This window comes from Vibrio sp. D54, from assembly GCF_021728075.1.
Lineage (GTDB): Bacteria > Pseudomonadota > Gammaproteobacteria > Enterobacterales > Vibrionaceae > Vibrio > Vibrio alginolyticus.
This window is the reverse complement of record NZ_JAKKCS010000002.1, coordinates 41,547-66,857: the sequence shown is the minus strand read 5'-3', so window position 1 is coordinate 66,857 and position 25,311 is coordinate 41,547. Positions and strand designations below refer to the sequence as shown.

The following is a 25,311-nucleotide window of genomic DNA, read 5'->3' as shown; positions in this document are numbered from 1 at the left end:
TAAAGCACGATGCGTGCCAACTTTAAAAAAGCCGTTTTTTAGTAGATCCAGATGCATATCGTTGCTTTATTAACCATTAATTTCGCAAACTGCATTTGCAAAATGCAACATTATGCAAATATGCCACTAAATGCACTGCTAATAACGACTCTCTCAGCAAAGTGTCTGTGAACATATGAAGTCACATATTCTTGCACCTCAATGATGATGAGATTTCGGGCTCCCAACTTTACCATTCCTCTAACCCCTTATTGAAACTGGGTTCAGGCTCATCCGCCATGCTTTTGTTGATACATTCTCTCATCGGCTATTTTCATCATTTGCTCAGGAGATGACATTTGCGGGTCAAATATCGCGTACCCAATACTGGCTTTCAAATAGATAAGCGTTTCATCGTAAATGACGGGCGTAGAGCATAGCGCTAATCGAAGTTTTTGTAGGAGGGACTGAACATTTTCTTCCGTTCCAGGGTGATGGACTACAACTAAAAACTCATCACCGCCCATTCTGGCTACGATGTCTGATTTACGCAGAGAGCTTTTTACCCTTTCAGCCGTAGCGATTAAAACTTTGTCACCTGCGTCGTGACCATAGGTATCGTTAATGTGTTTAAACCTATCTAGGTCAATATTAATTAAGGCGAAGCGATAACGCTTTTTATAACGTTTCGCTATTTCAAACTGCTGCTTGTAAAACTTCATAAAATAGCGACGGTTTGGTAAATTCGTGAGTTCATCGTGTAAAGCTCTGTCATCTGCAATGGTATACAGTCGATAAATGGCGAACAGCGCGAGGCTAAGTGCGAATATAATGGGATAGCCGATTACTCTAGCTAAATGCAACTGATGCCAAGAGATTTGGCGATCAGCTTTACCTCCAGAGAAAACCACCATACTCCACCCACCATAAGGAAAATGAACCATCTCTTTTGCGTATGCCATGCCATTTACACTTTGCGCGCCAAAGAAAGCATCACCAAATGAGCCACCGCTATCGTAACCACGGATCATTAAAGGGTAGCGATACGAGAAATCAATTACGCCGGTTTCTCTCATCAGAGCATCGAAATCAATCACCGCACTGATCACTCCCCAGTAGTCCTGATTCATTGGAGGATCAAGAAAAACAGGCACACGCACGATCAAACCTCGGCCACCTTGAATCAAAGTCACTGGCCCTGCGATGAAAATTTCTTGTACATCCTTGGCTTTTTGCACCTGTACCCACTGCTGTGGCACTGCGCGGTAATCAAGGCCGATTAGGCGCTCATTACCTTGGCGTGGAAATACATGACTAATTACATCATTTTTCGCGATACCGATGATTGTAATATGTTTACTTTTATTTAGGATTCGGTGAGCGGCGATACTCAATTCTTCTTCTTGATTTTTAGGAAGTAACGTAATGAGTGTCGCTAAAGTACTGGCTTTGTAGATATCCGCCATAAGTACCGCTTCCAAATTGGAACGGAGAATGGAAAGTTGTTCTTTGGCCTCAACTTGAACTCGCTCTTTGTGAAGCTCTTGCTGGTTTCGATTTAACAGCTCGATAACCCCAATACACAAAGCGAAAAAGGTGAGGAAGAACAATGCAAAATAGCATCGTTTTCTGGGTAAATAACGCATTTTCTCCCCACAACTCGTATACAACTACGAGATTTTTTATTTATTGTTAAAATTCTTATTATCACAAGAATAACCAATCATAATCAGAAAGGTAACAGTGATTGACAACTTTTATGTTTTAGGTATGAGATGATGCATCAACAAGGCGATTTATTTGGCGGCGATCTATGGCAAGAAGTAGAAAGAGGAAAACTTTATTATGATCCTCAATTTCTTAACCATCTTGAGGCGGATAATTACTTTGACCAACTTCGAAAGACACTGCCATGGCACCAAGAACACATTACTATGTTCGGCAAGTCAGTACTTCAACCTCGCTTACAAGCGTGGCACGGTGATGCAGCATATACTTACTCAGGCTTAACCATGCAGCCTCACCCTTGGACTCCTGAGTTAACTCAGCTCAAAGTGCGTTGTGAATCAGTTGCTGATGTCACTTTTAATTCTGTTCTCGCTAACTTATATCGACACGGCCAAGACTCAATGGGCTGGCACCAAGATAATGAACCAGAGTTAGGTAGAAACCCTGTTATCGCATCTTTGAACTTAGGTGAAACACGTCGATTTTTGCTTAGAAATTTACATTGTAAAACTGAGATTGAATATGAGCTTTCTCACGGCTCCTTACTGATTATGGCTGGCGAGCTCCAGCATCACTGGAAGCACTGCGTACCAAAAACCGCGAAAACTAAAGATGAACGTATCAACCTGACTTTTAGGCAAATTTTTAACTATTGACTCAGCTTTTACATTCTCAATTAATATTGATGGTAGGTTTAGGTTCAGGACTTCATAGGGAATGGATTTATGCGTATTAAACCTCTTAGCTTAGCGGTCTTACTCTCTTGCTCACTTACCTTTGCTGCTCAAGCATCACAGGAAGACGTACCGCTTCTCGATAATACTCAATCAGCGCAGTTGATTCGTAGTACCTACGAACAAGAACTGTTCACTTTCCCGGCGTTTAAAGAGGGCCATTTTGGCTTACGCATGTACCGCCAAACATTAGATGAGAAATATCACGCTGCCATTTGGACCGACATGGCACAAGTAGCCAGCCGGTTAAACCAATTTGCTAATGAAGTCGTTGAACCAGAAGACATCATTCTCTATTCATCTCAAAGGCTGACCACGTATCAAGAGAAAGAAACCGAACGAGGTCAGCGACGCTATACCGTGACTAAACACCATCCTGAGTACCTTTATCTTGGTGTGGATTTGCTTGGCGCAATGGCAAGAGCAAACGAATATGGCCTAAAGCATAAACAAGACAAAACGCTGAGAAAAATTATTAGGCGCTACGATTTCTCGCGTTACGTTACGGACAAAGAGATGATAGAGGCATGGGCAGCTCAGCTTGCAAACCAAGTCTACTGGCTTCGTCAGCTAGGAGAGCAAGATGTGGTCGAGGAATTCACTCAAACCTTCCGTGACACCTACCCCGACGATAAAGATAAGATGCTTTCAGCTCAGCAGTATTGGAACAAACTCTATGGTATGACGCACATCATCTTTGCCGATTCACAGTATTATCAGGAGCGAGTAAGCGAGAAGAAACACCAATGGATTTATGATTACTTTCGCAACAATATCGACACTATCCTACTGCGCGCCAAAGAAGACGTGATTGCGGAAGTCGGCATTTCGTTTTTGTTAGCAGGCTTGGACCATGATCCGGTCGTAAAGAAAACTCGCCAAGCCATTCGTCATGCAATCAACGCAGAAAAAGGGATGATTCCGTCGGTCGACGGTAACTTTGATCTCAAGTACGGCGAACACCGTAACGTGCTAGCCATCATGCTGCTCGATTGGAAAGGGGTACATAAAGCGCCAACTTATCAAGAGCACCCAGAGGCTTTTAAATCGATACCTTACGGCTTAATGCCCAAGCCTTAGAAATAACAAAACCCGCCTAAATGGCGGGTTTTTAGTGTGGATCTTCAATCTAAATTAGAGCGAGATGAAAATGCCCGCTAAACACGCACTCATCAGGTTAGCGAGTGTACCAGCAGCAACCGCTTTTAGGCCTAGACTTGCAACATCTTTGCGGCGCTCAGGTGCCATCACGCCGATAGAGCCCAACTGAATCGCAATTGAGCCAATGTTCGCAAAACCACACAACGCAAAAGTGATAATAATTTGAGTATGCTCAGACAGTGTCGCTTTGTGCTGCACAAAATCGATAAACGCAACAAACTCATTCATCACCACTTTCTGACCAATGTATGAACCCGCAGCTAGAATTTCGTGGCTTGGCACACCAATCAACCACGCTAGAGGTGCAAACAAATAACCAAAAATCGCTTGTAGCGTTACGCCAGAGAAACCAAGTATCTCGCCCAAGTTTTCTAGCCCTGTGTTCACCATCGCGATAACACTCACGAAAGCGATAAGCATGGTACCAACAGCAACGGCAACTTTCATACCGCCCATGGCACCGCTTGCTAGCGCATCAATAACGTTACTTTCTTCTGATTTATCTAGCTCAATATTGTTGTAATCGCTTGGCGTTTGACGCTCAGGAACGATAATTTTTGCCATCATCAAACTACCTGGCGCTGCCATAAAGCTTGCCGCGATCAAGTATTTGAGGTCGACACCCAAACCAGCATAACCACCAAGCACACTGCCCGCCACTGAAGCCATACCACCAGCCATCACAGCAAACAGTTCAGAGCGAGTCATGTTAGAAAGAAATGGACGAATAAGAAGTGGTGACTCGCCTTGAGATAAGAAGATGTTCCCTGTTGCAACCAAAGACTCTGCTTTACTCGTACCCAAGAACTTCTGGATAGCGCCGCCAATAAATTGAATCACTTTTTGCATAATGCCCAAATAGTAAAGGGCGGAGATAAGAGCGCTGAAGAAGATGATGATAGGAAGGACACGAATAGCGAAGATAAAGCCAGAAGAAGCGAGGTCACCAAAGAGGAATTTAATCCCTTCATCAGCAAAGCTGAGTAGCCCCGCGACACCATTACTTAAACTCGCCAGCGCCGCTTGACCCAACGGGAAATAGAGCACTAACGCAGCAAACCCCATTTGTAGCATCAAGGCGCGAGATACAGTTTTCCAATTGATGGAAGAACGACCCTCAGAAAGTAGGAAAGCACAACCTAGCAGTGCAACAATACCAAATAGACTAAATAGAACACTCATGAGCTGGACCTACTAAACGTTGAAAAAGAAAAAAGAGCCAAAGGAATTGGCAGAAGAAAGGGACAACGCAGTGAGTGATAACTCACTTTTAGATCCAGAATGTAGACAGAACGAATAGTTCGACATCTTATTTTTACCTTATACAAGCAATTGAACGTAGCTGGTCCGGTCCGTGGGGTCATTCACTGCTGGCGAGCATGTTGCTTGGCCTGCTCCATGTGACGGCTTGTATGGGTAAGGGTCCTGAACAACTAAACCCTAATTCCCGCTTAAACGGGACGCAAGTATAGCCAACAAAAAGAGATATTCATCACATTTATTTACGCAAACGTTCAAGCGTTCAAAATTTAGGCAAAAGCACTCTTTTATCGTCATACCATTAATAAAAGTAAGGAAATAAGGATAGGCGTTGATGGTAAAAAACATAAAAGTGACCAATAAATATGCAATCAAACTCGAAAGAGCCAAAATTCGTCATTTTGCTCTCGCCAACAGGTGGATTTTGGTTATAATTCGCGTTGCTTCTTTCGAGGCCTCTGAGTATTCAGAGCATCATGATGCCGAGATGGTGAAATTGGTAGACACGCTAGCATGAGGTGCTAGTGCCTTTGGTGTGAGGGTTCGAGTCCCTCTCTCGGCACCATTATCCTTCTTCCCTAATTTTGTTCGAGTGTAATGCAAAGTTCTAAGCAGGCAAGACAGTCTACAGATGCTAATCAACTTCTGAGTGAGCTTGCGGTTCACGCTTTATTACACCTGCACTTTAAAATTCACGCGTCCTCGCATGGCCTCTCCCTTAAAGAACGTAATGACTTACTTCAGAAATGGCTGAAACCAAAACTGAAGAGTAATCGCTATAAGCTGATTAAAAAGCCGTTAAAGTCTTTGACTCAGCAGGCAAAAGGTGAGAACGGAAATCTGGAAGTATTACTCGAGCGCTGCGTCGGTGCAGACAAACCCAGCAACCCTCAACCCGATCTAGATAGCTACTTGCTGCTGATCAACGAGATTGAGAAGAAACTGGGGACTACCGTGTTATTATCTCGACCGGAAGACGTCGACTTATCTCACGACCAACACGGCTGTTTGCTGTGTGTGCTTTCTGAGAACTTAAATCAGCACTTTGATGGCAATAACGCCCTAATCGCTCCTATTTCGATGCTGTTCCGCGGACCAATGAGTCAACGCTCACTTTTCCTTGGCAGCATTTACGCCAGTGGTACCTTCAATTATGAAGTGCAGTATCAAGACGACCAGTTCGTTCGCATCACGTTAGAGTTAGCCTAACTGTAACGCTAAGAAATAAACGAATCGAAAAAGGCCGCGAAACTCGCGGCCTTTTGCTTATCTAGATTTAAACTTGAGTTAATCGATCTCTTTAAATCGAGCAGTAAAGTGGCGCAGCACTGGTGGCTCGTACTCGAAAGTGAGCCCTTTTAACTCATGTGCACGATTTTTCAGTTCGATAATCGCATCCGCAATGTAATCCATATGATCGTTTGTGTAGACACGACGTGGAATGGTCAAACGCATCAACTCAAGCTCTGACGCTTTTTGTTTACCCGTTTCCGGATCTCGACCAAGCAGCAACGATCCTATCTCTACTGCTCGAATACCCGCTTCCAAGTACAAAGCATTACACAATACCTGCGCAGGAAACTGATCCGCTGGAATATGTGGCAAAATCTTAGCGGCATCCACAAACACCGCATGACCACCCGTTGGGTATTGAATCGGAATACCGCCTTCACGTAAGCGCTCACCTAAGTATTGAACTTGGCTAATTCTATAATGAAGAAAATCCTCGTCCGCGGCTTCATGCAAACCGCGAGCGAGCGCTTCCATATCACGCCCAGCCATGCCGCCGTATGTTACAAATCCTTCCATGGGTACGCAGCGTGTCTGCACCGCCTGGAACAACTCCTTATGATCACGAATACAACACATGCCACCAATGTTTACCATCGGGTCTTTCTTAGCTGACATGGTGAGCATATCACCGTACTGGTACATCTCACGGATGATTTCCAGAATCGATTTATTCTCGTAACCCGCTTCACGCTGCTTGATAAAGTAGGCGTTCTCACAGTAACGAGCCGAGTCAATCACCACTGGAATATCGTACTTGGTTGCAATCTCGTACACACTGCGCATGTTTTCCATCGACACAGGCTGACCACCGGAGCTATTACAAGTAATCGTGGTGATAATTGCACAGATGTTATGCGAACCGTGCGCTTCAATTGTTGCCACCAGCTTATCGATATCAAAATTGCCCTTCCAATCATAAGGCGTAGTGGTGTCGAATGCTTCTTCCGTTACCACGTTAATCGCTTTACCGCCATTGAGTTCAATGTGACCCGCTGTGGTATCAAAATGGTAGTTCGAGATAAATACTGGCGTTTCGCCACCACGCACCTGACGCATACGCTCAATCAAAGCGGGGAACAAAATTTGCTCGGCACCACGCCCTTGGTGTGCAGGCACGGTGAGCTTATAACCGAAAAAGTGCTCCACTGCATCACACAGGTTGTAGTAATTTCGACTCCCCGCATAGGATTCATCCCCCATCATGATGCCAGCCCACTGATTATCACTCATGGCACCAGTGCCTGAGTCAGTCAGCAAATCGATATAAACATCATCACTACGAAGAAGAAATGGATTATAGCCCGCTTCTTTTAACGCGACTTCACGGTCTGCCAAAGTCGTCATTTTGATTGGCTCAACCATTTTGATACGGAAAGGTTCTGGAATACGTTTCATTGTTAATTTCCTTATACGCATTGCCCTACGCAGTTTCACGTAAGACTAAAAAACAAATAGATAGAATGCTTTTCAATGCGATTGCATTGAGGAAATCAACGAGAAGAGATTTTACTAAGAAGAGACAAGCAGTAGTCTAGGTTATACCAGAACGACAGCACCAAACGGCTATCGAGAATATCCTTTATTCTCATCGTCTTCGTCCTCCTGATAAAAATAAAAGGTCAGAAACCCCATGTCTCTGACCTTTTCAATATAGTGTAGTTTTCAATCAATTTTCAGTGAGGTCACCCTCATTTTAAGAAGGTCTCGCCCTTTTCATTCTGCGTTTGATATTACTTTCTTTGACTAAGTAATCGAAAAGTGGCGCGAATAAGTTAGCAAATAGAATCGCTAACATGATGCCTTCTGGATAAGCCGGGTTCAGCACTCGGATAAAAATCGTCATCACACCGATTAATAGTCCGTATGCCCATTTCCCGTTATTGGTAAAAGCTGCCGAGACAGGGTCTGTCGCCATAAAGAAGGTACCAAACGCAACCCCACCAATCACGAAGTGCCAGTAGAACGGCATGGAGAACATGGGGTTAGAGTCTGAACCGATCGCATTCAATAGTAGTGAAGCTCCGATTAAACCGACCAACACGCCCGCAACAATTCTCCACGATGCAATCTTCATAAAGATGAGAACCAAGCCTGTTAGTGCGATCAACAACGTGGAGACTTCACCCATCGAGCCTGGTAAATTACCAACAAAAGCATCTCCCCATGAAATTGTTTGTCCTGTCATATTATTTATCAAAGCACTTTGCCCGCCTTCATACCATTGACTAAGTGGAGTAGCGCCAGAGTAACCATCAGCCGCGACCCACACAGCACCACCGGACATGTTGGCAGGATAGGCAAAGTATAAGAACGCTCGCCCTGCTAAAGCTGGATTTAGGAAGTTTCGTCCAGTACCACCGAAAATCTCCTTCGCCACAACAATACCGAAAGTGATACCTAAAGCCGCTTGCCATAGTGGAATTGTCGGAGGAAGGATCTGCGCAAAGAGTATAGAGCTGACAAAAAAGCCTTCATTTACCTCATGCTTTCGCACAATAGCAAACAGAACTTCCCAGAAACCACCAACGATAAACACCGTCGCATAAACCGGGAGAAAGTAAGTAGCACCAAGCCACATTTTACTTCCCCACCCCGCTTGTGAAACCGCATCTAACGAGCCCCATACCCAACTCAGTTGCCATGAAGAAACAAGCGCTTGCTGAGCTGAGGCTTGATCCATTCCATACAACAAGGCATCACTCGCTTGCTGGCCTATGTTGTACATACCCCAGAACATGGCAGGGAAGACCGCCAACCACACCATGATCATAATACGTTTTAAATCGATGCTATCTCGAACGTGAGTCATGCCCTGGTTTACCTTACCAGGCGTGTAAAAAATGGTTTCGACAGCTTCGAAAAGTGGGTAGAACTTGTGATACTTCCCACCTGGACCAAACTTAGGTGTCGCTTTCTCAAAGTAATCTTTAAGGCTCATAACACTCCTCCTTTATCTAAAAGATGGTACGCACATGTGTAAAAAGCGATCGTTTTTTAATCTCTTCGTCTTCCTTCTTCGTATTTCACCTTGTTCGCCACTCTTCTGTCTCCTCTTTAAATCCGGCGAACAGTTTATCCAACGAAAAAGGGACCGCTCATGGACACACTCGCCATTGACCTAGCTAGATTCCAATTTGCCTTTACTGTCTCTTTCCACATTATTTTTCCAGCTTTTACGATTGGTTTGGCAAGTTATCTCGCTGTATTAGAGGGCTTGTACTTAAAAACGGGCAACAAACAGTACATGCAAATCTATAAGTACTGGCTCAAAATCTTTGCCATCAGTTTTGGTATGGGTGTGGTGAGTGGCATCGTGTTGAGCTATCAATTCGGTACTAACTGGAGCGTGTTTGCCGACAAAACAGGCCCAATCCTAGGCCCGCTAATGGGTTATGAAGTTTTTACTGCGTTTTTCCTCGAAGCGGGGTTTTTAGGCGTGATGCTTTTCGGTATGGATAAGGTGGGTAAGAAGCTTCACTTCGCCGCGACTTGTATTGTCGCATTCGGGACGTTTTTGTCTGCGTTTTGGATACTTTCGGTTAATAGTTGGATGCAAACACCAGCGGGCTACAGTATCAACGAAGCCGGACAGTTTATCCCAGAAGACTGGTGGGCGATTGTCTTCAACCCTTCTTTTCCTTACCGGCTCGTTCATATGTTGCTCGCCGCTTACCTTACTACTGCCTTTGTTGTAGCTGGCGTTGCCGCTTATCACTTACTAAAAGCAAACCATAACCCTCTAGCCAGAATTATGTTCTCGATGGCAATGTGGATGGCTGCCATCGTGACACCAATTCAAATCGTTGCTGGAGACATGCATGGATTAAACACCCTTGAACATCAACCCGCCAAAGTCGCCGCGATGGAAGGGCACTATGAGTCTCACCAAGGCGCGCCATTGATCCTCTTCGGTATCCCTAACGATGAAGAAAAACGCATGGAATACGCACTGGAAATCCCCAAACTCGGTAGTTTGATTTTAACTCATGACCTCAACGGTGAAGTGAAGGGATTAGATGCTTTTCCAGAGGAGGAACACCCTCCTGTATCTATCGTTTTCTGGTCTTTCCGAGTAATGGTCGCGCTTGGTTTTGGCATGCTTGTTATTGGTTTGTGGAGCGTTTGGCTAAGAAAACGTCGCAAACTTTTTGATTCGAGGGCACTTCAACGTATTTGTGTGCTGTTTGCCCCAGCGGGGTTCATTGCAGTTTTAGCAGGCTGGATAACCACCGAAGTCGGTCGACAGCCTTACACCGTATACGGTCTTTTAACCACAGCCAATTCGGCATCGCCTATTGATGCCGCCGCGGTGAGCGTCTCCCTGACGGCGTTCATCGTGGTTTACTTTGTGGTTTTTGGAGCAGGCCTCTTCTATCTCCTACGTTTGATGCGTAAGTCTCCAACTCGATATGAAGAAGGTCTAGATAGCCGACTTCCTGATGGCACGAAAACTGATGCCATCACACATTCTAACCATCTAACCTAGGAGCTAACTCATGGATTACGCATTAATTTGGTACGCTTTGATTGGGCTCGCCGTTCTGATTTATGTCGTGTTAGATGGCTTTGATCTCGGTATTGGTATCCTATTTCTCAGCGCTAATGACGATGAAGAGCGCGACATGATGATGAACAGCATCGCTCCTGTTTGGGATGGGAATGAAACTTGGCTAGTTCTTGGCGGTGGTGGGCTTTTTGCCGTGTTCCCCCTCGCCTACGCGGTCATTATGCCAGCACTCTATGCTCCCCTGATTTTAATGCTGCTCGGGTTAATTCTGCGCGGGGTTTCTTTTGAGTATCGCTTCCGAACACAACGCGGAAAGTTTTTATGGGATAGCGCTTTTTTCATTGGTTCACTCACCGCGGCATTGATGCAAGGCATTATGCTCGGAACCCTGCTCCAAGGTATAGAGGTTAGTGAACGAGCATACGCAGGTGGATGGTTTGATTGGCTTTCGCCATTTGGCGTATTTTGTGGCTTGGCGCTTGTTTGTGCTTATATTCTGCTCGGTTCATGCTGGTTATTAATCAAGCTTCCAGAAGAGCTGATGGGGCGCTATTACGTGGTCGCGCGACGATGGGGGCTAGCGATGGTAGCCTGTATATTCATCGCCAGTTTGTGGCTGCCATTGAGCCAAAATATCGTATTTGAACGTTGGTTCTCATTACCAAACTCGCTACTGTTTTTCATTTTACCAATTATTGCAGCGGCACTTATTTGGCAGCTATTCAAAGCCTTACTCGACCACAAAGCCGTCCGAGCCTACGTTCTTGCGATCGGCCTGTTTCTTGTGTCCGCGATGGGTTTCGGTGTCAGTACATTCCCTTACTTGGTCCCATTCGCACTCACTTATCAAGACGTCGCCGCGCCAGATAAGAGTTTGGCATTTTTACTTGCCGGTGCGGTGGTATTACTTCCTCTGATCATAGCCTACACGGCTTATTCGTACTGGGTTTTCCGCGGCAAGATGAAACGTGGAGAAGGATATCACTAGTGAAACTAAAACCCATTTTGTGGTTCATTGGCATTTGGCTGGTAAGCGTGGTCGCCTTGTTTATCATCAGTTCGTTGATACGAACTGCGATATTGTAGGCCCAGAGTCTACTGCACCACATCTGAAGCCATTGAGGTCTATACTCAAGCAAGAGTAAAACAACGGAGTGTTTTTATGACCTTAAAGCGGTTTCTGGTAACTTTGATTCTTTTGACGGTTCCACTGTTTTCACCAAATGCATTGGCCGTAGACAAGCAGATGTCATCCGCCATGAAAAGTAAAATGCGGTCTATTTGCTCCGCAACAGACGAGCAGGGCCATTGGCAACTTGCTGAAGCAACTCCTGACGCCAGACGCTCACTCAACATGGTGCTTTATCAAATGAATGCCGATGATAAATTGAAAGCAATTCATGAGGTGAGAACGAAAATGGTCGGCGGCACCCATTATGCTTTTGAGTTCGAGTTGCAAGATGGTCAAGTCTGGAATGCAATTGTATTGCACAGTGCCCGAGGCGATTACATGATAGAAAGACACGCCAAGAAAGGTGAACTCTGCCCTAAAGATGGCAACTCCTAATTCCCAGATTCAAATACAATAAAGGCGACCGTTACGTCGCCTTTGTTTTATACCGTTTTCGCCTCTATCTTTTCATTCACTTTATCGCAAATGTACTCTCCAATAGGCATTGCAGATGTCGCTGCGGGAGAGGGGGCATTGCAAACGTGCAGGCTTCTTGCGCTCTCGGCAAACAAAAAGTCATGAACCAAAGTGCCATCGGATAACACCGCTTGTGCGCGAATACCCGCAGGATATGGTTTGAGATCGTCGACCTTGATGCTAGGGCAATATTTGTTGACCAACTTGAGATAGCCAGGCTTCCACCACGAGTTCTTAAACTCATCCAGTCCGGTTTTTAGATGCTTTTGTGTTACCTTCCAGAAACCGGAGAATCTGAGCATTTGCATGGTATCTTGCAAGCTGAAGTTGACCTTATCGTACCCTTCTCGCTTCCAGCCTTGCACCGCATTTGGACCAACAGTCACACTGCCATCAATCATACGAGTCAGGTGGACGCCCAAGAATGGCAAATCAGGGTCGGGAATTGGGTAAATAAGATGATTCACCACTTGGTCGTGTTTGCTATCTAAGCGGTAGTATTCACCACGATAAGGGATGATCTGAAAGTCAATTGGAATACCCATCATCTTAGTCATTCGATCCGCCATCAAGCCGCTGCAAGTAACCAAGAACTTAGTATTAAGCTGCATCGTTTGACCGTCTGAAATGCAGGTCAGTTGGACTTTCTCGTCCTTCTCTTCGGCAGCCACCACTTTGGTTCTCAAGCTGATTTGACCGCCGAGCTTTTTGAACTCTTCCGCCATCTGATCAGTAACCAAACGATAATCGACAATACTGGTGGTTTTGACATAAATCGCGCCCAATCCCGTGATGTTTGGCTCAGCCAGCTTGAGTTGAACTTCATCGAGTAGCTTTACGTCGATGCCGTTGACATGGCAGCGCTCATAGAGGGCATTCATGCGTTCGACTTCTTGCTCATTGGTCGCAACCAGTAACTTGCCACAGTTCTCCACCGGAATATCGTGCTCAGCACAGAACGAAATGGTTCGCTCTACCCCACGCTTACAAAAATCCGCTTTTAAGCTGCCCGGAGCATAGTACACCCCGGCATGAATCACGCCGCTATTGTGTCCGGTTTGGTGCTTGGCAAAACCGGACTCTTTCTCAACCAATAAAATGGATTTGTCTGGATGACGTTGCTGCAGTTGCCATGCCGTCGACACACCAACGATACCGCCACCAACAATGATGTAGTCATAGACTGATTTCATACGACCTCTTATAAAACCGATAGTTGAGATTGTTGCAATTTGAACTTGCGACCACTGTAAATGAACACCGCGACAAATACCGCGCAGCTCGCCACACGAACCAACATTGGAATGTCGTGCCAAACCAGCAATGTACCCACCACTACCAACAAGAGACGCGTCAGAATGTTTAGAGGACCTTCCAAGTAACCTTCAATCGCACCAATCAATGCATAGGTTCCGATGATGGCGAAGAAGCCCACGGTAATTACCGACGTTACATCCCAACTTACTAAGCCTGTGTAAGCAATCAGCAGCGGGACAAGATACAAACCTTTAGCGATTTTCCATGCCATCAAACCGGTACGCATTGGCGGTGTTTTAGCGATGGTTGCCGCAGCAAATGCAGTCAAACATACTGGAGGCGTTACGTTACTGTCTTGCGATAACCAGAAGATGATGAGGTGAGCAGCCAGCAATGCCAAGCCTACCGCTTCCATACCCAAACTTTGCTCTAGTAGGGTTTCCATAAAGTCTGCAGGTACTAACGCCACCATTTCTTTCGCAGTTTCCAACGCCATTGGTGCATTAAGCAGTTCCAACTTTTCTGGCGCTGCCAACATAAAGATGGCTTTTGCTTGTTCAGGCAATTGACCCGATACCATCAATTCAAGCAATTGGTTTTCCGCAATCAACTTGTAAAGCGCAGGGGCAGACAGTGTACCCAATACAATATACGCCGCTGTCACGGGTAAACCCATCCCCAAAACAAGAGAAGCGAGCGCAATCAGAACGATCATGATGAACAGGTCGCCATTCGCCCAACCGTCGATCATCAATGAGAACGTGTTGCCGATGCCTGTTGTGCTGATCACGTTGATCACCAAACCAATACCCACCAGCAATACGGCGGTTGTCGCCATGTTTTTCGCACCTTGCGATAGCGCTTCGATGATCGCTTTTGGTCCCATCTTGTGATCTTTCGAGAACCAAGAAGCCACCACCACAGAAATGATCGACAAACCCGCAGCGTAAGTCGGTGTAAAGCCTTGAACCAACAAAGTAACCAATACCGCCAGCGGGATAAGGTTGTGCCAACCGCTGATCAGCACTTTTAATAGAGATTCATCACTGGTCGTGATTTTTTGAACCCCGCTGCGTTTGGCTTCGATACGCACAAAGAACGCCACAGACAAGAAATAGATAAGAGCAGGAATGAAAGACACCGCAATGATATCGACATAAGGAATTTGCGTGTAAGACGCCATGATGAAAGCACCCGCGCCCATCACTGGTGGCATCAACTGACCACCTGTCGATGCCGCTGCTTCAACGCCCGCCGCGAAGCGCGAAGGAAAACCTGCTTTTTGCATCAAAGGAATACTGATAACACCGGTTGAAACCGTATTTGCCACACTAGATCCAGATACTGAGCCCATCAATCCCGAGCCAATCACTGCGATAAAACCGGGACCACCGATGATTTTACCAGCCGCAGCACGTGCCACATTGATGATGTAATCACCGACACCAGAGCGCACAAGAAACGCACCAAACAGAATGAACATGAATACGAAAGTCCAACTGATGCGCGAGATAGAACCAAACATGCCCTCAGAAGAATAGAAGCTACGGTAGAGCAAGGTTTCCATGCTCAAACCCGGGAAGTGGAAAATACCTGTCGCCCACTTTCCCCAAAGCACAACGTAGCTTAAACACACCACAATCAGCACTGGAATAAACCAGCCCATGGTGCGTCTAATCAATTCAATAACAATTAAAATTGCCATGATGGCAAAGACCCAATCGCTGGTCACGAACTTGACGCCACGTTCATACAGCGCATCTTCGGCATAGGGAATGTAGAGCAAACACGCGACTGCGCCCATGGCAATTAACACATCGATGCCGAGTGCAATCTTACTCTGCTTAAGAGAGATATGAGCCGGATACCAAAGCGCACAAATCACCGCAAAGCCAGCAAAGTGGGTCGCGGAAATCCATAACTCTGGTAACGTCGATAAGGTATTAAACCAAATGTGCAAAGCAGACAACACCACGCCAAACACAGTGATTGTAGTGGTTACCCACGGAAAATCAGTGCGCGTGGGCAGCTCAAACTTCTGCAATTCCTTTTCTATTGAGTCGCTCATCTCATACTCCAAGCTCTGGCGGCTTTTTCCATCTTAGAAATCGGTAGGGATAAAATGCCCCGAGCCGAAACTCGGGGCGAAGTTGGCGTTATTTCGCCATTAGGTCTGATGGGATTTCGATGCCCATTTCTTTGTAGTAACGCACCGCACCTGGGTGAAGAGGCACTGGCAAGCCAGCGATCGCTTTCTCAATCGCCATTGCTTTTGTTGCTTTGTGGATGCCTTGTAGGAAAGGCAGGTTCTCGTAGATCGCTTTGGTTAGCTGGTAAACGTCTTCTTCCGAGATATCTTCACGAACTGCCAAGAAGTTAGGCTGTGCAATGGTGGTGATCGGCTTATCTAGACCCGGGTACGTGTTCGCTGGGATCTCGTACTTCGTCCATAGGTTGTAATTGCCGTTCGCCTCTTTGATTTGTTCGTCAGTAAACGAAAGAATCGAAATGTCTTTACCCAACGCAGCAAAAGCTTGAGTGACCGCACCAACAGGTACACCCGCAGGCGTGTTCATGCCGTCAATGGTGCCGTTTTGAAGTGCGCTCGCACTGCCGCCGTAACCCATGTAAGCAAGATTGAATTTATCAGGGTCGACCTTCAGACCTTTCATGATTTGGCGACCAGAGTTCTCAGTACCTGAGTTCTTCTTACCGATAGAGAACTTCTTGCCATCTAGGTTGTTCAGATCAGTCACTGTGCCCGTTTTTGCTAGGTCAGAGCGAACAATAAAGTGCTCAACGTTTTGCCAAAGCATAGAGACTGAGCGCAGTTGTTCTTGGCGACCGCTCTTCTCATAAGGACCTTCACCAGACCAAGCCCACGCACCGTAAAGACCTTGTAGAATCGCGAACTGTGCTTCGTTTTCATTCAGCAGTTTAACGTTTTCACCAGAGCCCGCAGAGCTGATTGCAGAAAGGGAGAAGTGGTGCTTTGGTGCCAACTTCACTTTGCTTAACGTCGCCAACGCTACGCCCACAGGGTAGTAAGTACCACCTGTCGATGCCGTTGCAAGAATATAGCTACGATCTTCTGCCGCAGCGTTAGCAGCAATACCAAAAGAAGTCACAGCGACAGCCAAAGCTTTTACCAGCTTATTCATTTTCATTATTACTCTCCGTGTAGTCGTTTCACGATTGGGGATTTACACCATGTTAAACCTTTATTAACAACACATTCCCTAGAGCAATTGAAATGCCAACTTTTAACCCTTTGTATTTATTGAACTAAGTACTGAAAGACATCAAAAATGAGCAAAATCATGCTGATTTGATAGCAAAGTAATGAGCAAGATCTTGCTCATTGAAGAGGAGAAGGTTGCACGCCTAGATCGCAAAAGGTTAATAAAATGTGATCAAGACAAAATAAATGCACGATTCACTAATAAGCAATATTTTGCCGATGCAATTTTGGATTGAATTGCAACTAATGAGCGTCTTAACAATAAGAAGAAAAAGCGCATCATTCTAAACTGCTCAATTTATCAGCTGAGGTTTATAGCCTAAACGACTACAAATAGCACAAAAATACAGCAAAGAAAGCCATGTTACAAAAATGAAAAGTCATTTATTCTAATTTTTAATTTAAAAAGCAGCTCGATCCACCAGTTCAGAAATAAACATTGACCGTATCAACTTATTTTCTACTTCGGGGTTGTGCCAATGGCCCTATGTTCGTTAGTGTAACAACACGCCAAGGCAAACGTATTCCTTGGTATTTTTTCGTCTTTAAGGATCACCCATGTCAGCAACTGCGCAATTACAATTCGCTTTAAAACGCCCATCTGGCGTTGCTGCTGCGATCCTCCTGCTCTCTCTGGAACTGATTCAGAGCTGACAGGCTATATCTAAACTTTCTGTCAGCTTGAGAAGAAGCTGACGGGAACACCACATACTCCTCCCATTCCTTTCAGTTTCTTCCAAGCGAAACATAAGAGGAATAACAATGTTAAGCGCACGCAATATCGCCGCTTTGGGCTTCATGACTTTCGCCATGTACTTAGGCGCGGGTAACCTGATCTTCCCTCCATTTTTGGGTTACCAAGCAGGTGAAAACTTTCTGAGCGGGATGTCTGGCTTCCTCTTAACGGGCGTAGGTCTGCCTGCGATGGCACTGGTGATGGTGGCTATCGTAAACGGTTCAGACAAATTAACCGCTGCCCTACCTAAACCTTTGGCGACCAGTTTTTGGGTAATGGTATTTATCGTGATTGGCCCTGCGTTTGTAATACCACGTGCGATTACCGTCGCTTACCAATTTAGCTTTGCGCCAATGTTTGGAGATGCCGCTTTGGTGCCTTTCACTATTGCCTTCTGTGCTATCACCATTCTATTTGCCCTATATCCGGGTAAGTTGGTCGACAACCTAGGCAAGATCTTAACGCCTGCCTTGATGGGTATCTTGATCATCATGTCTGTGACGGCTTTGGTTTCTCCTGCTGGCGAGCTAACTGCCGCAACGGGACCATACGTATCTAGCGCATTTGCTGAAGGCTTGACCCAAGGCTACATGACCATGGATGCGCTAGGTTCTATCGGTTTTGGTTGGATTATCTTCCGTGCGATTCGCAGCATGGGTGTGGATTGCCCGAAAGCCACTGCAAAATACACACTAATTGCTGCTTTAATGTACGCGGTTGCCATGGCATTTGTTTACATCTCATTGGCTTATATTGGCTCGACAAGCTCATACTTGGGTTCTGAGTTCAGCAATGGTGGCGACATTTTAACGGCATTCACCTTCAGCCACTTCGGCGCATTTGGTTCACTATTACTAGGTGCCGTGATGGTATTGGCGTGTTTGACTACTGCTATCGGCGTAACCACCGCAGGCAGTGAGTTCTACGACAACACTTTCAGCAAAGTGAACTACAAAGGCTGCGTTATCACGACCATGGTATTGGCTGGTTTGATCGCCAACGTAGGTCTGGAGCAACTATTGGCTATCACATTACCAGCGGTTGTGGCGCTTCACCCAGTAGCGATTGCGTTGATGATCATGGCACCGGTTCGCAACAAGATGTCGCAAATCATGGTGGTCGTGACCGCATTCACTGCTCTAACGTTTGGTTGTGTTGATGCGCTGCACATCCTAGGTTACATGCCAAGTTCCACTGATGAGTGGATGGGTAATTACATGCCTCTGTACAATGACTTTGCCAGCTGGATTGTGCCTAGCGTATTTATGATGATTGTTGGTCTGCTGTTTACGACGAAAACCAACCAAACCGAACAATTCGAGCTGGTGAATGAATAGCCGTTTAACATAAGACATCGCTCAATAAGTGCGTTACTATGTAGCTCGCTTATTGATATCAGGCAAAGGAGTTGCCTGAATGAAAGATTGATATGGGTCGCCTATGGATAATCAGTATCTAGACATCAGAACACTGAACTTTATCGTTATTCTGTTCTCTTGCATTTACTCTATTAGTCTGCTTTGTTATCAATACACTCAGGGTAGAGTCAAAGGCCTAAAAACCTTCTCGATATCACTACTGTTTATTGGTTTAGGCCCTTTTTTACTTGGCTTTAGGGGCTCTGCGCCAGACTGGCTGACCATCGTCATAGCCAACACTCTCATATTAGTCGGCTTCTTGCTTACGCTATATAGCGTAAGCATTTTTCGTCAATACCCTTTAAAATTGGCTCACTGTCTCACCTTGTTAACACCTGTTTTCAGTGGTTCATTTTACTATTTCACCTTCCATGATCCTTCTATCAAAAGCCGCATTATTTATCTGAGCATGTATATTTGTATCGTCACCTTCTTTAGTGGTGTCGCTATGCTTAAAGGTACCCAAAAGGACTTAAAGCTCCCTGTTAAAGCAATGGCTTACTCTTTCTTTGGATTTAGTTTTTTTATGGGATTTAGGGCACTTTGGAGCGCTTTCGCCAATGAAGTGCCAAATTTTATGACCGCAGGCCTTATCCATCAGCTGACTTTCTTATTTAGCATCTGCCTGATCGTTGCTTTGAGCTTTAGTATGCTGTGGTTAATTAACGGACGCTTGGTGCAATCCATTAATGATCTCTCTCATTTAGATGCACTCACAGGGCTATATAATCGTCGAGCCATGGAAGAAATCGTTCCAAACTTGGTTAGTAAAGCACATAAAAAAAGCCAAGCAATCAGCATTATTATGACTGATGTAGACAAGTTCAAAGCGATTAATGATCACTATGGTCACACGGTTGGCGACTCCGTCATGGCAACGATCTCCACTATTTTTAAAAAGCATCTTCCTGAGTCAGCCTGCATTGTGCGATTTGGTGGTGACGAGTTCATGATTGTTTTGCTCGAAAAAGCACAGCAAGCCAAAATTGTCGCAGAGCAAATTCGCCTTGCGGTCGAAACTGAAACCGCTTTGCAATCATTTAAAACTGAAGTGACCATGAGCTTTGGTATCAGTCAGTTATCTGAGGGGCAATCACTTCAAGAGGCGCTTGCTGAAGCCGACGAAGCGCTATATAGCTCTAAACATACAGGAAGGAACCTCGTTACCTTGTTTGGAGAAGGTAAAGACCTAAATTATAAGTTTGTCCCAGCTCCTGCCAAAAGCGCATAACATGTTTGTTATGCCAGTGATTTCGAATTAGCTAGAAATCGCACTAAGTATAGTCGGAGCGATTCAAACCAAACTTCTGCATCTTTTGGTTAAGGGTTCGACGTGGTAAATCCAACTCCTGCATCACCTCATTGATGCGTCCATGATGCCTGACTAATGAATCATGTAGCACCTTACGTTCAAAGTTATGTAGCTGAATCGCCAACGGCACGCCCGCATGCGTCTCTTCGGTTGTTGAGGATGGTCGACTGGAGAGAATTTCCATCACGGAGACGGTTTCATCCAATGCAAAACGCATCGCTACATTCCTAAGCTCACGTACGTTACCGGGCCAAGAGTAAGCAAGAATGGCCTTTCTATCGGCTTCACTCAGCGGACGACTCTCAGGATTACTTTTCAAAGCAAAGTGTTCGAACAAGATCAACGCATCTTCTTCTCGCTCACGTAGCGGTGGCAAATAGATCTGCGCCACATTAAGACGATAGTACAAATCCTGACGAAACTCGTCATGATCATTGAGATCTTCTTTCGCGGCGGCGATCACTCTTAAATCAACCGAGATCTGTTGGTTACCCCCAACGCGCTCAACCGTATGTTCCTGTAATGAACGCAACACTTTCACCTGCATCGACAGCGGCATACTCTCGATTTCATCAAAGAATAAGGTGCCTTTATCCGCGTATTCCAACTTACCAATGCGCTTTTTACCCGCTCCGGTAAATGCCCCTGCTTCATGCCCAAACAACTCACTTTCAAACAGGTTCTCAGGAATAGCGCCACAGTTGATTGGCACAAAATGATAGGTTCTGCGTTGGCTTTCATTATGCAAACTGGTCGCCACCAGCTCTTTACCACAACCTGTTTCGCCGTAAATGATCACGTTAGTATCAATGCGTGCTAACTTGGCTACTTGTTCTCTAAGCTGTTGCATCACTCGGCTTCGGCCAATCAGCACTTCTTCTAAGCCGCTAACGCTAGAAAGGTACTCTTGACGATCTTGAGTAGACGTTTGTGCGCGATAGCTCTCGACCGCTTCGGTTACTCGTTGGGATAGGCGCTCAGGTTGGAAAGGTTTCTCGATAAAATCGAACGCACCGTTTTGCAACGCCCCAACTGCCATATCGACATCACCATGTCCGGTGATCAAGATAACTGGCGTTGGGATGTGATTAGCAATCAGGCTTTCTAGTATCGACAAGCCGTCGGTGTCCGGCAGGCGAACATCACTGACAATCGCATCAAATTCTTGGCTAAGAATGGCCGCTTTGCCCTCTTCGCCTAAACTGAATGCGGTCACATCGAACCCCGCCAGTTGCAGCCATTGGCTGGTAGCCTGACGAACAATGTCATCGTCTTCGATAAGTGCAATTTTAGGGGTGTCGTCAAAAGCCATGAGTTACTGCCTGCTTTATGGGGTGGGAAAGAAATCGCTCTTTATTAACGGTAGCAAAAACCACTGAGGAGAAAAGGAGCTAGATCTCACTTCTTGCTTACAAGTCTTTAACATCCAACCAGTTAGGCGCACTCTTTAATGACTGTTGGTGAGAACGCACTAGCTGAATGGAGTCAGTATGCAGCGCAAAAGGAATGGCAAAACGTGGCTTGTGGTCGTAATTGCAGCAGTGCTGATGTTGTCTTGTTATAGCGCCAGCAGAGAGGTTGCTCGTCAATGGTTGAGCGTACAAACTCAAACCGAAGCTCAACAAAAACTGCTCGACTATATTGGTGAAGTTCGCCGTGCACTCAAACGCTTCTATCACTTGCCTTACCTTGTCACCAATAACCCGGAAACCATCGCGTTTGTGAAAGGAAACCGGACTTATTACGAACCGTTGCAAACCCAACTGACTCAACTCGACAAAGCCGCCAATACGGAAGGTTGGCTAATCCTGTCTAACTCTGGCGAAGTATTGGTCTCGAGTTTAATCGAAGAGCGCTTTAGCCTGTCTGACCGAAAAGCCATTGTGGAACAAATTCACAATCAAGGCGGTGGGGTTTCCTTGGTGAACAAAACCAAAGGTTCGAGCCCGTTGTATTACCTTGCAGCTCCTATCTACGACGGTCTGGATATCGCAGGCATTGTGGTGGTGCAAATCAACCTCAGTCTGTTGACCGAACAGACTATCACTAGCCAAGACATCATTACGTTGCAAAATCGCCAGCAACGCTTTTTCCTATCAAGCAGCTCGCTCTATAACGCTGACTGGTTTAACGAACCGAGCAACACCGTTCAGTTAGAAACGCAGCGCTTATACGACAACACCAATATCAGTGTGTGGACGCTCAATCAGCAACGCTATTTTGCGCACACCGTAAAATTGGATGATTTGAATTGGTACGTAAGCTACCTCACCCCTTCTAAGCCGATTCAGCAAACCATCAACGTAATTGGTTGGAGCGTAGCAGCGCTACTCTTATTGGTTATATTACTCGTCATCATTGGTCTACAACGTCGCCAAAAGCACATCAATCAACAGCGAATTCAAGCCCTGTTGGAAGAGTCTCAACGCCGCTTGAAACAGATGATCAATAAAACCCACGTTGGTTTGCTATTGATTGATGAACAAGGACAACTGTTCGATCTCAACCCAATGGCGAAGCGTTTGTTCTGTTTACCAGAAAGCGTCAATCGACACGCTTTTGCTTGGGAGTTATTCGATGCAGGCAATCCTAATTCCACCACACTTAAGTTGCTCAAGGACTTACCTAAACATAAAGAGCTCGCAGAGCTCAGTACGGTCGAAACCATTGCCAGACGCAGTGACGGAAGCGTCTTCCCTGTCCTGTTCTCGCTAACCAGTTTCCCTTGGCATGGCGAGCAGTATTTCCTTGCAACGATCATCGACATCAGTAAGCGGAAAAAAGCCGAGCAATCGCTGCAACAGGTCAACCAAGAACTGGCGCAACGGGTAGAAGAGCGTACTCAAGCGCTAAAAGAAGCGCAAAACCAATTAATTGAATCGAGCAAAATGGCCGCCTTGGGTCGCATGTCGAGCGCGATTACTCATGAGCTCAATCAGCCACTGACAGGCTTGCGTACCCTGCTCACCACGAACGAACTGCTGGCGGAACGCGGCGAAACCGAGATGATGAAAGCCAACAATGTTTTGGTACAGAAGCTGATTGATCGCATGGCAAGCATGACCAGCCAGTTAAAGACGTTCGCCTACAACAAACCAGAAAGCCTACAAGCAATTTCTCTTACTTCCGCACTCGAAGAAACCCTACGCGTTTATCAAACCCAACTAGACAAAGTGGATGTGCGTGTTCGAGTTCCTCATGACTTACCTAACATCTTGGGTGAAGAACAACGACTGCTTCAGGTACTCGGTAATCTTGTCTCGAATGCGCTAGACGCAATGAACCATACCACCAACCCGCAGCTCAGCTTGATCGTCAATCCAACCGACAATCAGGTCGAACTGATCGTCAGTGATAATGGCTGCGGCGTGTCGAATGAGATGCTTGAATCCATGTTCGAGCCATTCCAAACCTCAAAGAAAATTGGGGAAGGATTGGGGCTAGGTTTAGCGATTACGGCCAACAATATGCGTGATATGCAAGGGAAAGTCAGCGCACAGCTCAACACTACTGAAGGAATGTCCTTCATCTTAGTATTTAAACTCGCTCCTCACCGAAGCTGACCCAACTTCTCCCATCTCTCAATCCTTTTCTCTCAATAAGAGAGCAATATAAATCCTGTTCAACTTTATAAAGCGAGTTGCCTAACCTACGCTTAACTTGATGAATCGCCACATACCATTCATCAGAACAATTTTTGGTGGTTGACACCAGTTTTAGCTCCCACCGTCTAATTTAATGATAAGTAATTATTTAAAAGTAAGAATGGATGCGTTATGAGAAAAATAACTTTAGCTGCAACAGGAGCGCTTTTTATATTATCACCTCACGCTTTTTCTGCACCTTACGCTGCCGACGCTCGAAGTCATGGTATGGGAAATACAGGCGTCGTTTCTGCTGACTATTTGACCGCGCCCCTACATAACCCAGCCTTGGGTGCCCTATATCGAGAAAATGATGATATCGGTCTGCTCATTCCGGCTGTCGGGGTCAATATCCACGACGAGGATGAAGCGTTGTCAGCCGTAGATGACGCCCAAGACCTTTATGATAGTATTCAGGGCATTCCTACTCCAGCGAACGAGGCCGAGCTTAATCGCCTCCTCGATCAGTTGGATAAGAGCGTCCCAGTTGTCATTAACGGAGGGCTAAGCCTCGCAATTGCTATTCCGACGCGCTACATGTCTGTAAACCTGTTTAGCACTGGTTATGTGGAGATACTTGCTGCACCCGATATCTCAGATTCAACAAACACCGCAGATCGATACCTCAATTCTGCCGTTAACCTAACTGCTTTCGGTAATGTGGAATATGGTATTGCTCTATCTCGTGCTTACACTATAGGCGAACAACAATTCGCATTTGGTATTACACCAAAATACCAACAACTTAAAACCTACACACAACGTACAACACTAGACGACTTTGATATCGAGGATTACGACAAAAGTGAAGTATCAAAGAATACTTTCAATATGGATCTTGGGGTCGCTTGGTATCACAACGCATTTAGAGCAGGCCTTTCATTAAAAGACGTCTTCGAGCAAGATATTGAAACAAAACTGGGCAACTATACCTACGAACTCACACCACAAGCGACAGTTGGCATCGGTTATGTCGGGAACTATGTAGCTCTGAGCTTAGACGCCGATCTCACCAAACAAAAGCGCTTTAAAGAGCTCGACGATGACACTCAGTTTATTCGTGTCGGTATCGAGGGGAATGCTTGGGGGTGGGCACAACTTCGCGCTGGTTATGAAATTGACCTAGAAAATAATCTCGATGACTCAGTGACAGGTGGCATTGGCATCAGTCCTTTTGATGTGATCAGTTTAGACCTCGCTGGCTCTTACGCTGGCGATAACCAGTTTGGCGCGGCGGCGAATTTAGCATTTACGTTTTGAATATGAATGCCAATCTAAATTCACTTAGGTTGGCATTGTTAACAACCATCCTATATATCAATGTTTATCATTACTGACGTTTGGTGATGAACTGATAAAAATACGATCTCGATACAAGTATCGAGGTGTCTCC

18 protein-coding genes and 1 tRNA gene are annotated in these 25,311 nt (G+C 45.7%); 11 read left to right on the top strand and 8 right to left on the bottom strand.

The window, feature by feature from the left end; translation table 11 throughout:
* Positions 1 to 269 precede the first annotated feature (269 nt).
* Positions 270 to 1,625, bottom strand: a complete 1,356-nt coding sequence (locus L3V37_RS02895; protein ID WP_237305800.1) for a diguanylate cyclase — start codon at positions 1,623 to 1,625, stop codon at positions 270 to 272.
* A gap of 132 nt (positions 1,626 to 1,757) precedes the next feature.
* Between L3V37_RS02895 and L3V37_RS02890 the strand changes: the two genes are divergently transcribed.
* Positions 1,758 to 2,363, top strand: coding sequence for an alpha-ketoglutarate-dependent dioxygenase AlkB (locus L3V37_RS02890; RefSeq protein ID WP_053349380.1), 606 nt, complete (start codon positions 1,758 to 1,760; stop codon positions 2,361 to 2,363).
* 69 nt (positions 2,364 to 2,432) lie between these two features.
* Positions 2,433 to 3,521: a DUF3541 domain-containing protein gene (locus tag L3V37_RS02885; protein WP_064369491.1), complete on the top strand. Its 1,089-nt coding sequence runs from the start codon at positions 2,433 to 2,435 to the stop codon at positions 3,519 to 3,521.
* 54 nt (positions 3,522 to 3,575) lie between these two features.
* Here L3V37_RS02885 and L3V37_RS02880 read toward each other — a convergent pair whose 3' ends face one another.
* Entirely contained in the window at positions 3,576 to 4,784 is a 1,209-nt protein-coding gene (locus L3V37_RS02880; protein WP_017635515.1) for a NupC/NupG family nucleoside CNT transporter, read from the bottom strand.
* A 559-nt stretch (positions 4,785 to 5,343) separates the two neighbouring features.
* On the opposite strand from L3V37_RS02880, the gene L3V37_RS02875 reads away from it, so the two are divergent.
* Together L3V37_RS02875 and L3V37_RS02870 are read left to right on the top strand one after the other, a co-directional pair.
* Positions 5,344 to 5,427 (top strand) — tRNA-Leu (locus L3V37_RS02875).
* Positions 5,428 to 5,459: 32 nt separating this feature from the next.
* Positions 5,460 to 6,071 carry a DUF2913 family protein gene (locus tag L3V37_RS02870; RefSeq protein WP_237305799.1) on the top strand — a complete coding sequence of 204 codons (612 nt, stop codon included), beginning with the start codon at positions 5,460 to 5,462 and terminating at the stop codon, positions 6,069 to 6,071.
* 78 nt (positions 6,072 to 6,149) lie between these two features.
* On the opposite strand, the gene L3V37_RS02865 is transcribed toward L3V37_RS02870, so the two are convergent.
* Together L3V37_RS02865 and L3V37_RS02860 are read right to left on the bottom strand one after the other, a co-directional pair.
* Complete coding sequence (locus L3V37_RS02865) at positions 6,150 to 7,550, bottom strand: tryptophanase (RefSeq protein ID WP_237305798.1); 1,401 nt, start codon at positions 7,548 to 7,550, stop codon at positions 6,150 to 6,152.
* Positions 7,551 to 7,848: 298 nt separating this feature from the next.
* Positions 7,849 to 9,093 (bottom strand): NADH:ubiquinone reductase (Na(+)-transporting) subunit B, encoded by a 1,245-nt coding sequence (locus L3V37_RS02860; RefSeq protein ID WP_237305797.1) that lies wholly within the window; start codon positions 9,091 to 9,093, stop codon positions 7,849 to 7,851.
* A gap of 159 nt (positions 9,094 to 9,252) precedes the next feature.
* Here L3V37_RS02860 and L3V37_RS02855 point away from each other — a divergent pair, with 159 nt between their 5' ends.
* The 3 genes from L3V37_RS02855 (at position 9,253) to L3V37_RS02845 (ending at position 12,229) form a co-directional block, all read left to right on the top strand.
* The gene (locus L3V37_RS02855; RefSeq protein ID WP_130546483.1) at positions 9,253 to 10,641 is read left to right on the top strand and encodes a cytochrome ubiquinol oxidase subunit I; all 1,389 of its coding nucleotides are present in this window, start codon (positions 9,253 to 9,255) and stop codon (positions 10,639 to 10,641) included.
* A gap of 10 nt (positions 10,642 to 10,651) precedes the next feature.
* Positions 10,652 to 11,650 carry a cytochrome d ubiquinol oxidase subunit II gene (gene cydB / locus L3V37_RS02850; RefSeq protein WP_237305796.1) on the top strand — a complete coding sequence of 333 codons (999 nt, stop codon included), beginning with the start codon at positions 10,652 to 10,654 and terminating at the stop codon, positions 11,648 to 11,650.
* Positions 11,651 to 11,824: 174 nt separating this feature from the next.
* Positions 11,825 to 12,229: a cystatin gene (locus tag L3V37_RS02845; protein ID WP_130546485.1), complete on the top strand. Its 405-nt coding sequence runs from the start codon at positions 11,825 to 11,827 to the stop codon at positions 12,227 to 12,229.
* A 47-nt stretch (positions 12,230 to 12,276) separates the two neighbouring features.
* Here L3V37_RS02845 and lhgO read toward each other — a convergent pair whose 3' ends face one another.
* The 3 genes from lhgO to L3V37_RS02830 form a co-directional block, all read right to left on the bottom strand.
* On the bottom strand, positions 12,277 to 13,503 hold the full coding sequence (gene lhgO / locus L3V37_RS02840; RefSeq protein WP_130546486.1) for an L-2-hydroxyglutarate oxidase: 1,227 nt from the start codon (positions 13,501 to 13,503) through the stop codon (positions 12,277 to 12,279).
* An 8-nt stretch (positions 13,504 to 13,511) separates the two neighbouring features.
* Positions 13,512 to 15,635 (bottom strand): TRAP transporter permease, encoded by a 2,124-nt coding sequence (locus tag L3V37_RS02835; RefSeq protein ID WP_009705104.1) that lies wholly within the window; start codon positions 15,633 to 15,635, stop codon positions 13,512 to 13,514.
* Positions 15,636 to 15,723: 88 nt separating this feature from the next.
* Positions 15,724 to 16,734, bottom strand: coding sequence for a TAXI family TRAP transporter solute-binding subunit (locus tag L3V37_RS02830; RefSeq protein WP_017635521.1), 1,011 nt, complete (start codon positions 16,732 to 16,734; stop codon positions 15,724 to 15,726).
* 836 nt (positions 16,735 to 17,570) lie between these two features.
* Here L3V37_RS02830 and brnQ point away from each other — a divergent pair.
* Both brnQ and L3V37_RS02820 read left to right on the top strand, forming a co-directional pair.
* Positions 17,571 to 18,881, top strand: a complete 1,311-nt coding sequence (gene brnQ, locus L3V37_RS02825; RefSeq protein WP_237305795.1) for a branched-chain amino acid transport system II carrier protein — start codon at positions 17,571 to 17,573, stop codon at positions 18,879 to 18,881.
* Between the two features lie 103 nt (positions 18,882 to 18,984).
* Positions 18,985 to 20,193 carry a GGDEF domain-containing protein gene (locus L3V37_RS02820; protein WP_237305794.1) on the top strand — a complete coding sequence of 403 codons (1,209 nt, stop codon included), beginning with the start codon at positions 18,985 to 18,987 and terminating at the stop codon, positions 20,191 to 20,193.
* Between the two features lie 43 nt (positions 20,194 to 20,236).
* Here L3V37_RS02820 and L3V37_RS02815 read toward each other — a convergent pair whose 3' ends face one another.
* Entirely contained in the window at positions 20,237 to 21,586 is a 1,350-nt protein-coding gene (locus L3V37_RS02815; protein ID WP_237305793.1) for a sigma-54 dependent transcriptional regulator, read from the bottom strand.
* A 178-nt stretch (positions 21,587 to 21,764) separates the two neighbouring features.
* Here L3V37_RS02815 and L3V37_RS02810 point away from each other — a divergent pair, with 178 nt between their 5' ends.
* Positions 21,765 to 23,837 carry a sensor histidine kinase gene (locus L3V37_RS02810; protein WP_237305792.1) on the top strand — a complete coding sequence of 691 codons (2,073 nt, stop codon included), beginning with the start codon at positions 21,765 to 21,767 and terminating at the stop codon, positions 23,835 to 23,837.
* A 213-nt stretch (positions 23,838 to 24,050) separates the two neighbouring features.
* Positions 24,051 to 25,178, top strand: a complete 1,128-nt coding sequence (locus L3V37_RS02805; RefSeq protein WP_005384181.1) for a conjugal transfer protein TraF — start codon at positions 24,051 to 24,053, stop codon at positions 25,176 to 25,178.
* Positions 25,179 to 25,311 lie beyond the last annotated feature (133 nt).

Bases quoted from the DNA above. Each gene is read 5' to 3' on its own strand.
- cydB (WP_237305796.1), top strand. From the start codon at position 10,652: ATGGATTACGCATTAATTTGGTACGCTTTGATTGGGCTCGCCGTTCTG.
- L3V37_RS02820 (WP_237305794.1), top strand. From the start codon at position 18,985: ATGGATAATCAGTATCTAGACATCAGAACACTGAACTTTATCGTTATT.
- L3V37_RS02845 (WP_130546485.1), top strand. From the start codon at position 11,825: ATGACCTTAAAGCGGTTTCTGGTAACTTTGATTCTTTTGACGGTTCCA.
- L3V37_RS02890 (WP_053349380.1), top strand. From the start codon at position 1,758: ATGCATCAACAAGGCGATTTATTTGGCGGCGATCTATGGCAAGAAGTA.
- L3V37_RS02865 (WP_237305798.1), bottom strand. From the start codon at position 7,550: ATGAAACGTATTCCAGAACCTTTCCGTATCAAAATGGTTGAGCCAATC.
- L3V37_RS02815 (WP_237305793.1), bottom strand. From the start codon at position 21,586: ATGGCTTTTGACGACACCCCTAAAATTGCACTTATCGAAGACGATGAC.
- L3V37_RS02880 (WP_017635515.1), bottom strand. From the start codon at position 4,784: ATGAGTGTTCTATTTAGTCTATTTGGTATTGTTGCACTGCTAGGTTGT.
- L3V37_RS02885 (WP_064369491.1), top strand. From the start codon at position 2,433: ATGCGTATTAAACCTCTTAGCTTAGCGGTCTTACTCTCTTGCTCACTT.
- lhgO (WP_130546486.1), bottom strand. From the start codon at position 13,503: ATGAAATCAGTCTATGACTACATCATTGTTGGTGGCGGTATCGTTGGT.
- brnQ (WP_237305795.1), top strand. From the start codon at position 17,571: ATGTTAAGCGCACGCAATATCGCCGCTTTGGGCTTCATGACTTTCGCC.
- L3V37_RS02870 (WP_237305799.1), top strand. From the start codon at position 5,460: ATGCAAAGTTCTAAGCAGGCAAGACAGTCTACAGATGCTAATCAACTT.
- L3V37_RS02830 (WP_017635521.1), bottom strand. From the start codon at position 16,734: ATGAAAATGAATAAGCTGGTAAAAGCTTTGGCTGTCGCTGTGACTTCT.
- L3V37_RS02855 (WP_130546483.1), top strand. From the start codon at position 9,253: ATGGACACACTCGCCATTGACCTAGCTAGATTCCAATTTGCCTTTACT.
- L3V37_RS02810 (WP_237305792.1), top strand. From the start codon at position 21,765: ATGCAGCGCAAAAGGAATGGCAAAACGTGGCTTGTGGTCGTAATTGCA.
- L3V37_RS02895 (WP_237305800.1), bottom strand. From the start codon at position 1,625: ATGCGTTATTTACCCAGAAAACGATGCTATTTTGCATTGTTCTTCCTC.
- L3V37_RS02860 (WP_237305797.1), bottom strand. From the start codon at position 9,093: ATGAGCCTTAAAGATTACTTTGAGAAAGCGACACCTAAGTTTGGTCCA.
- L3V37_RS02835 (WP_009705104.1), bottom strand. From the start codon at position 15,635: ATGAGCGACTCAATAGAAAAGGAATTGCAGAAGTTTGAGCTGCCCACG.
- L3V37_RS02805 (WP_005384181.1), top strand. From the start codon at position 24,051: ATGAGAAAAATAACTTTAGCTGCAACAGGAGCGCTTTTTATATTATCA.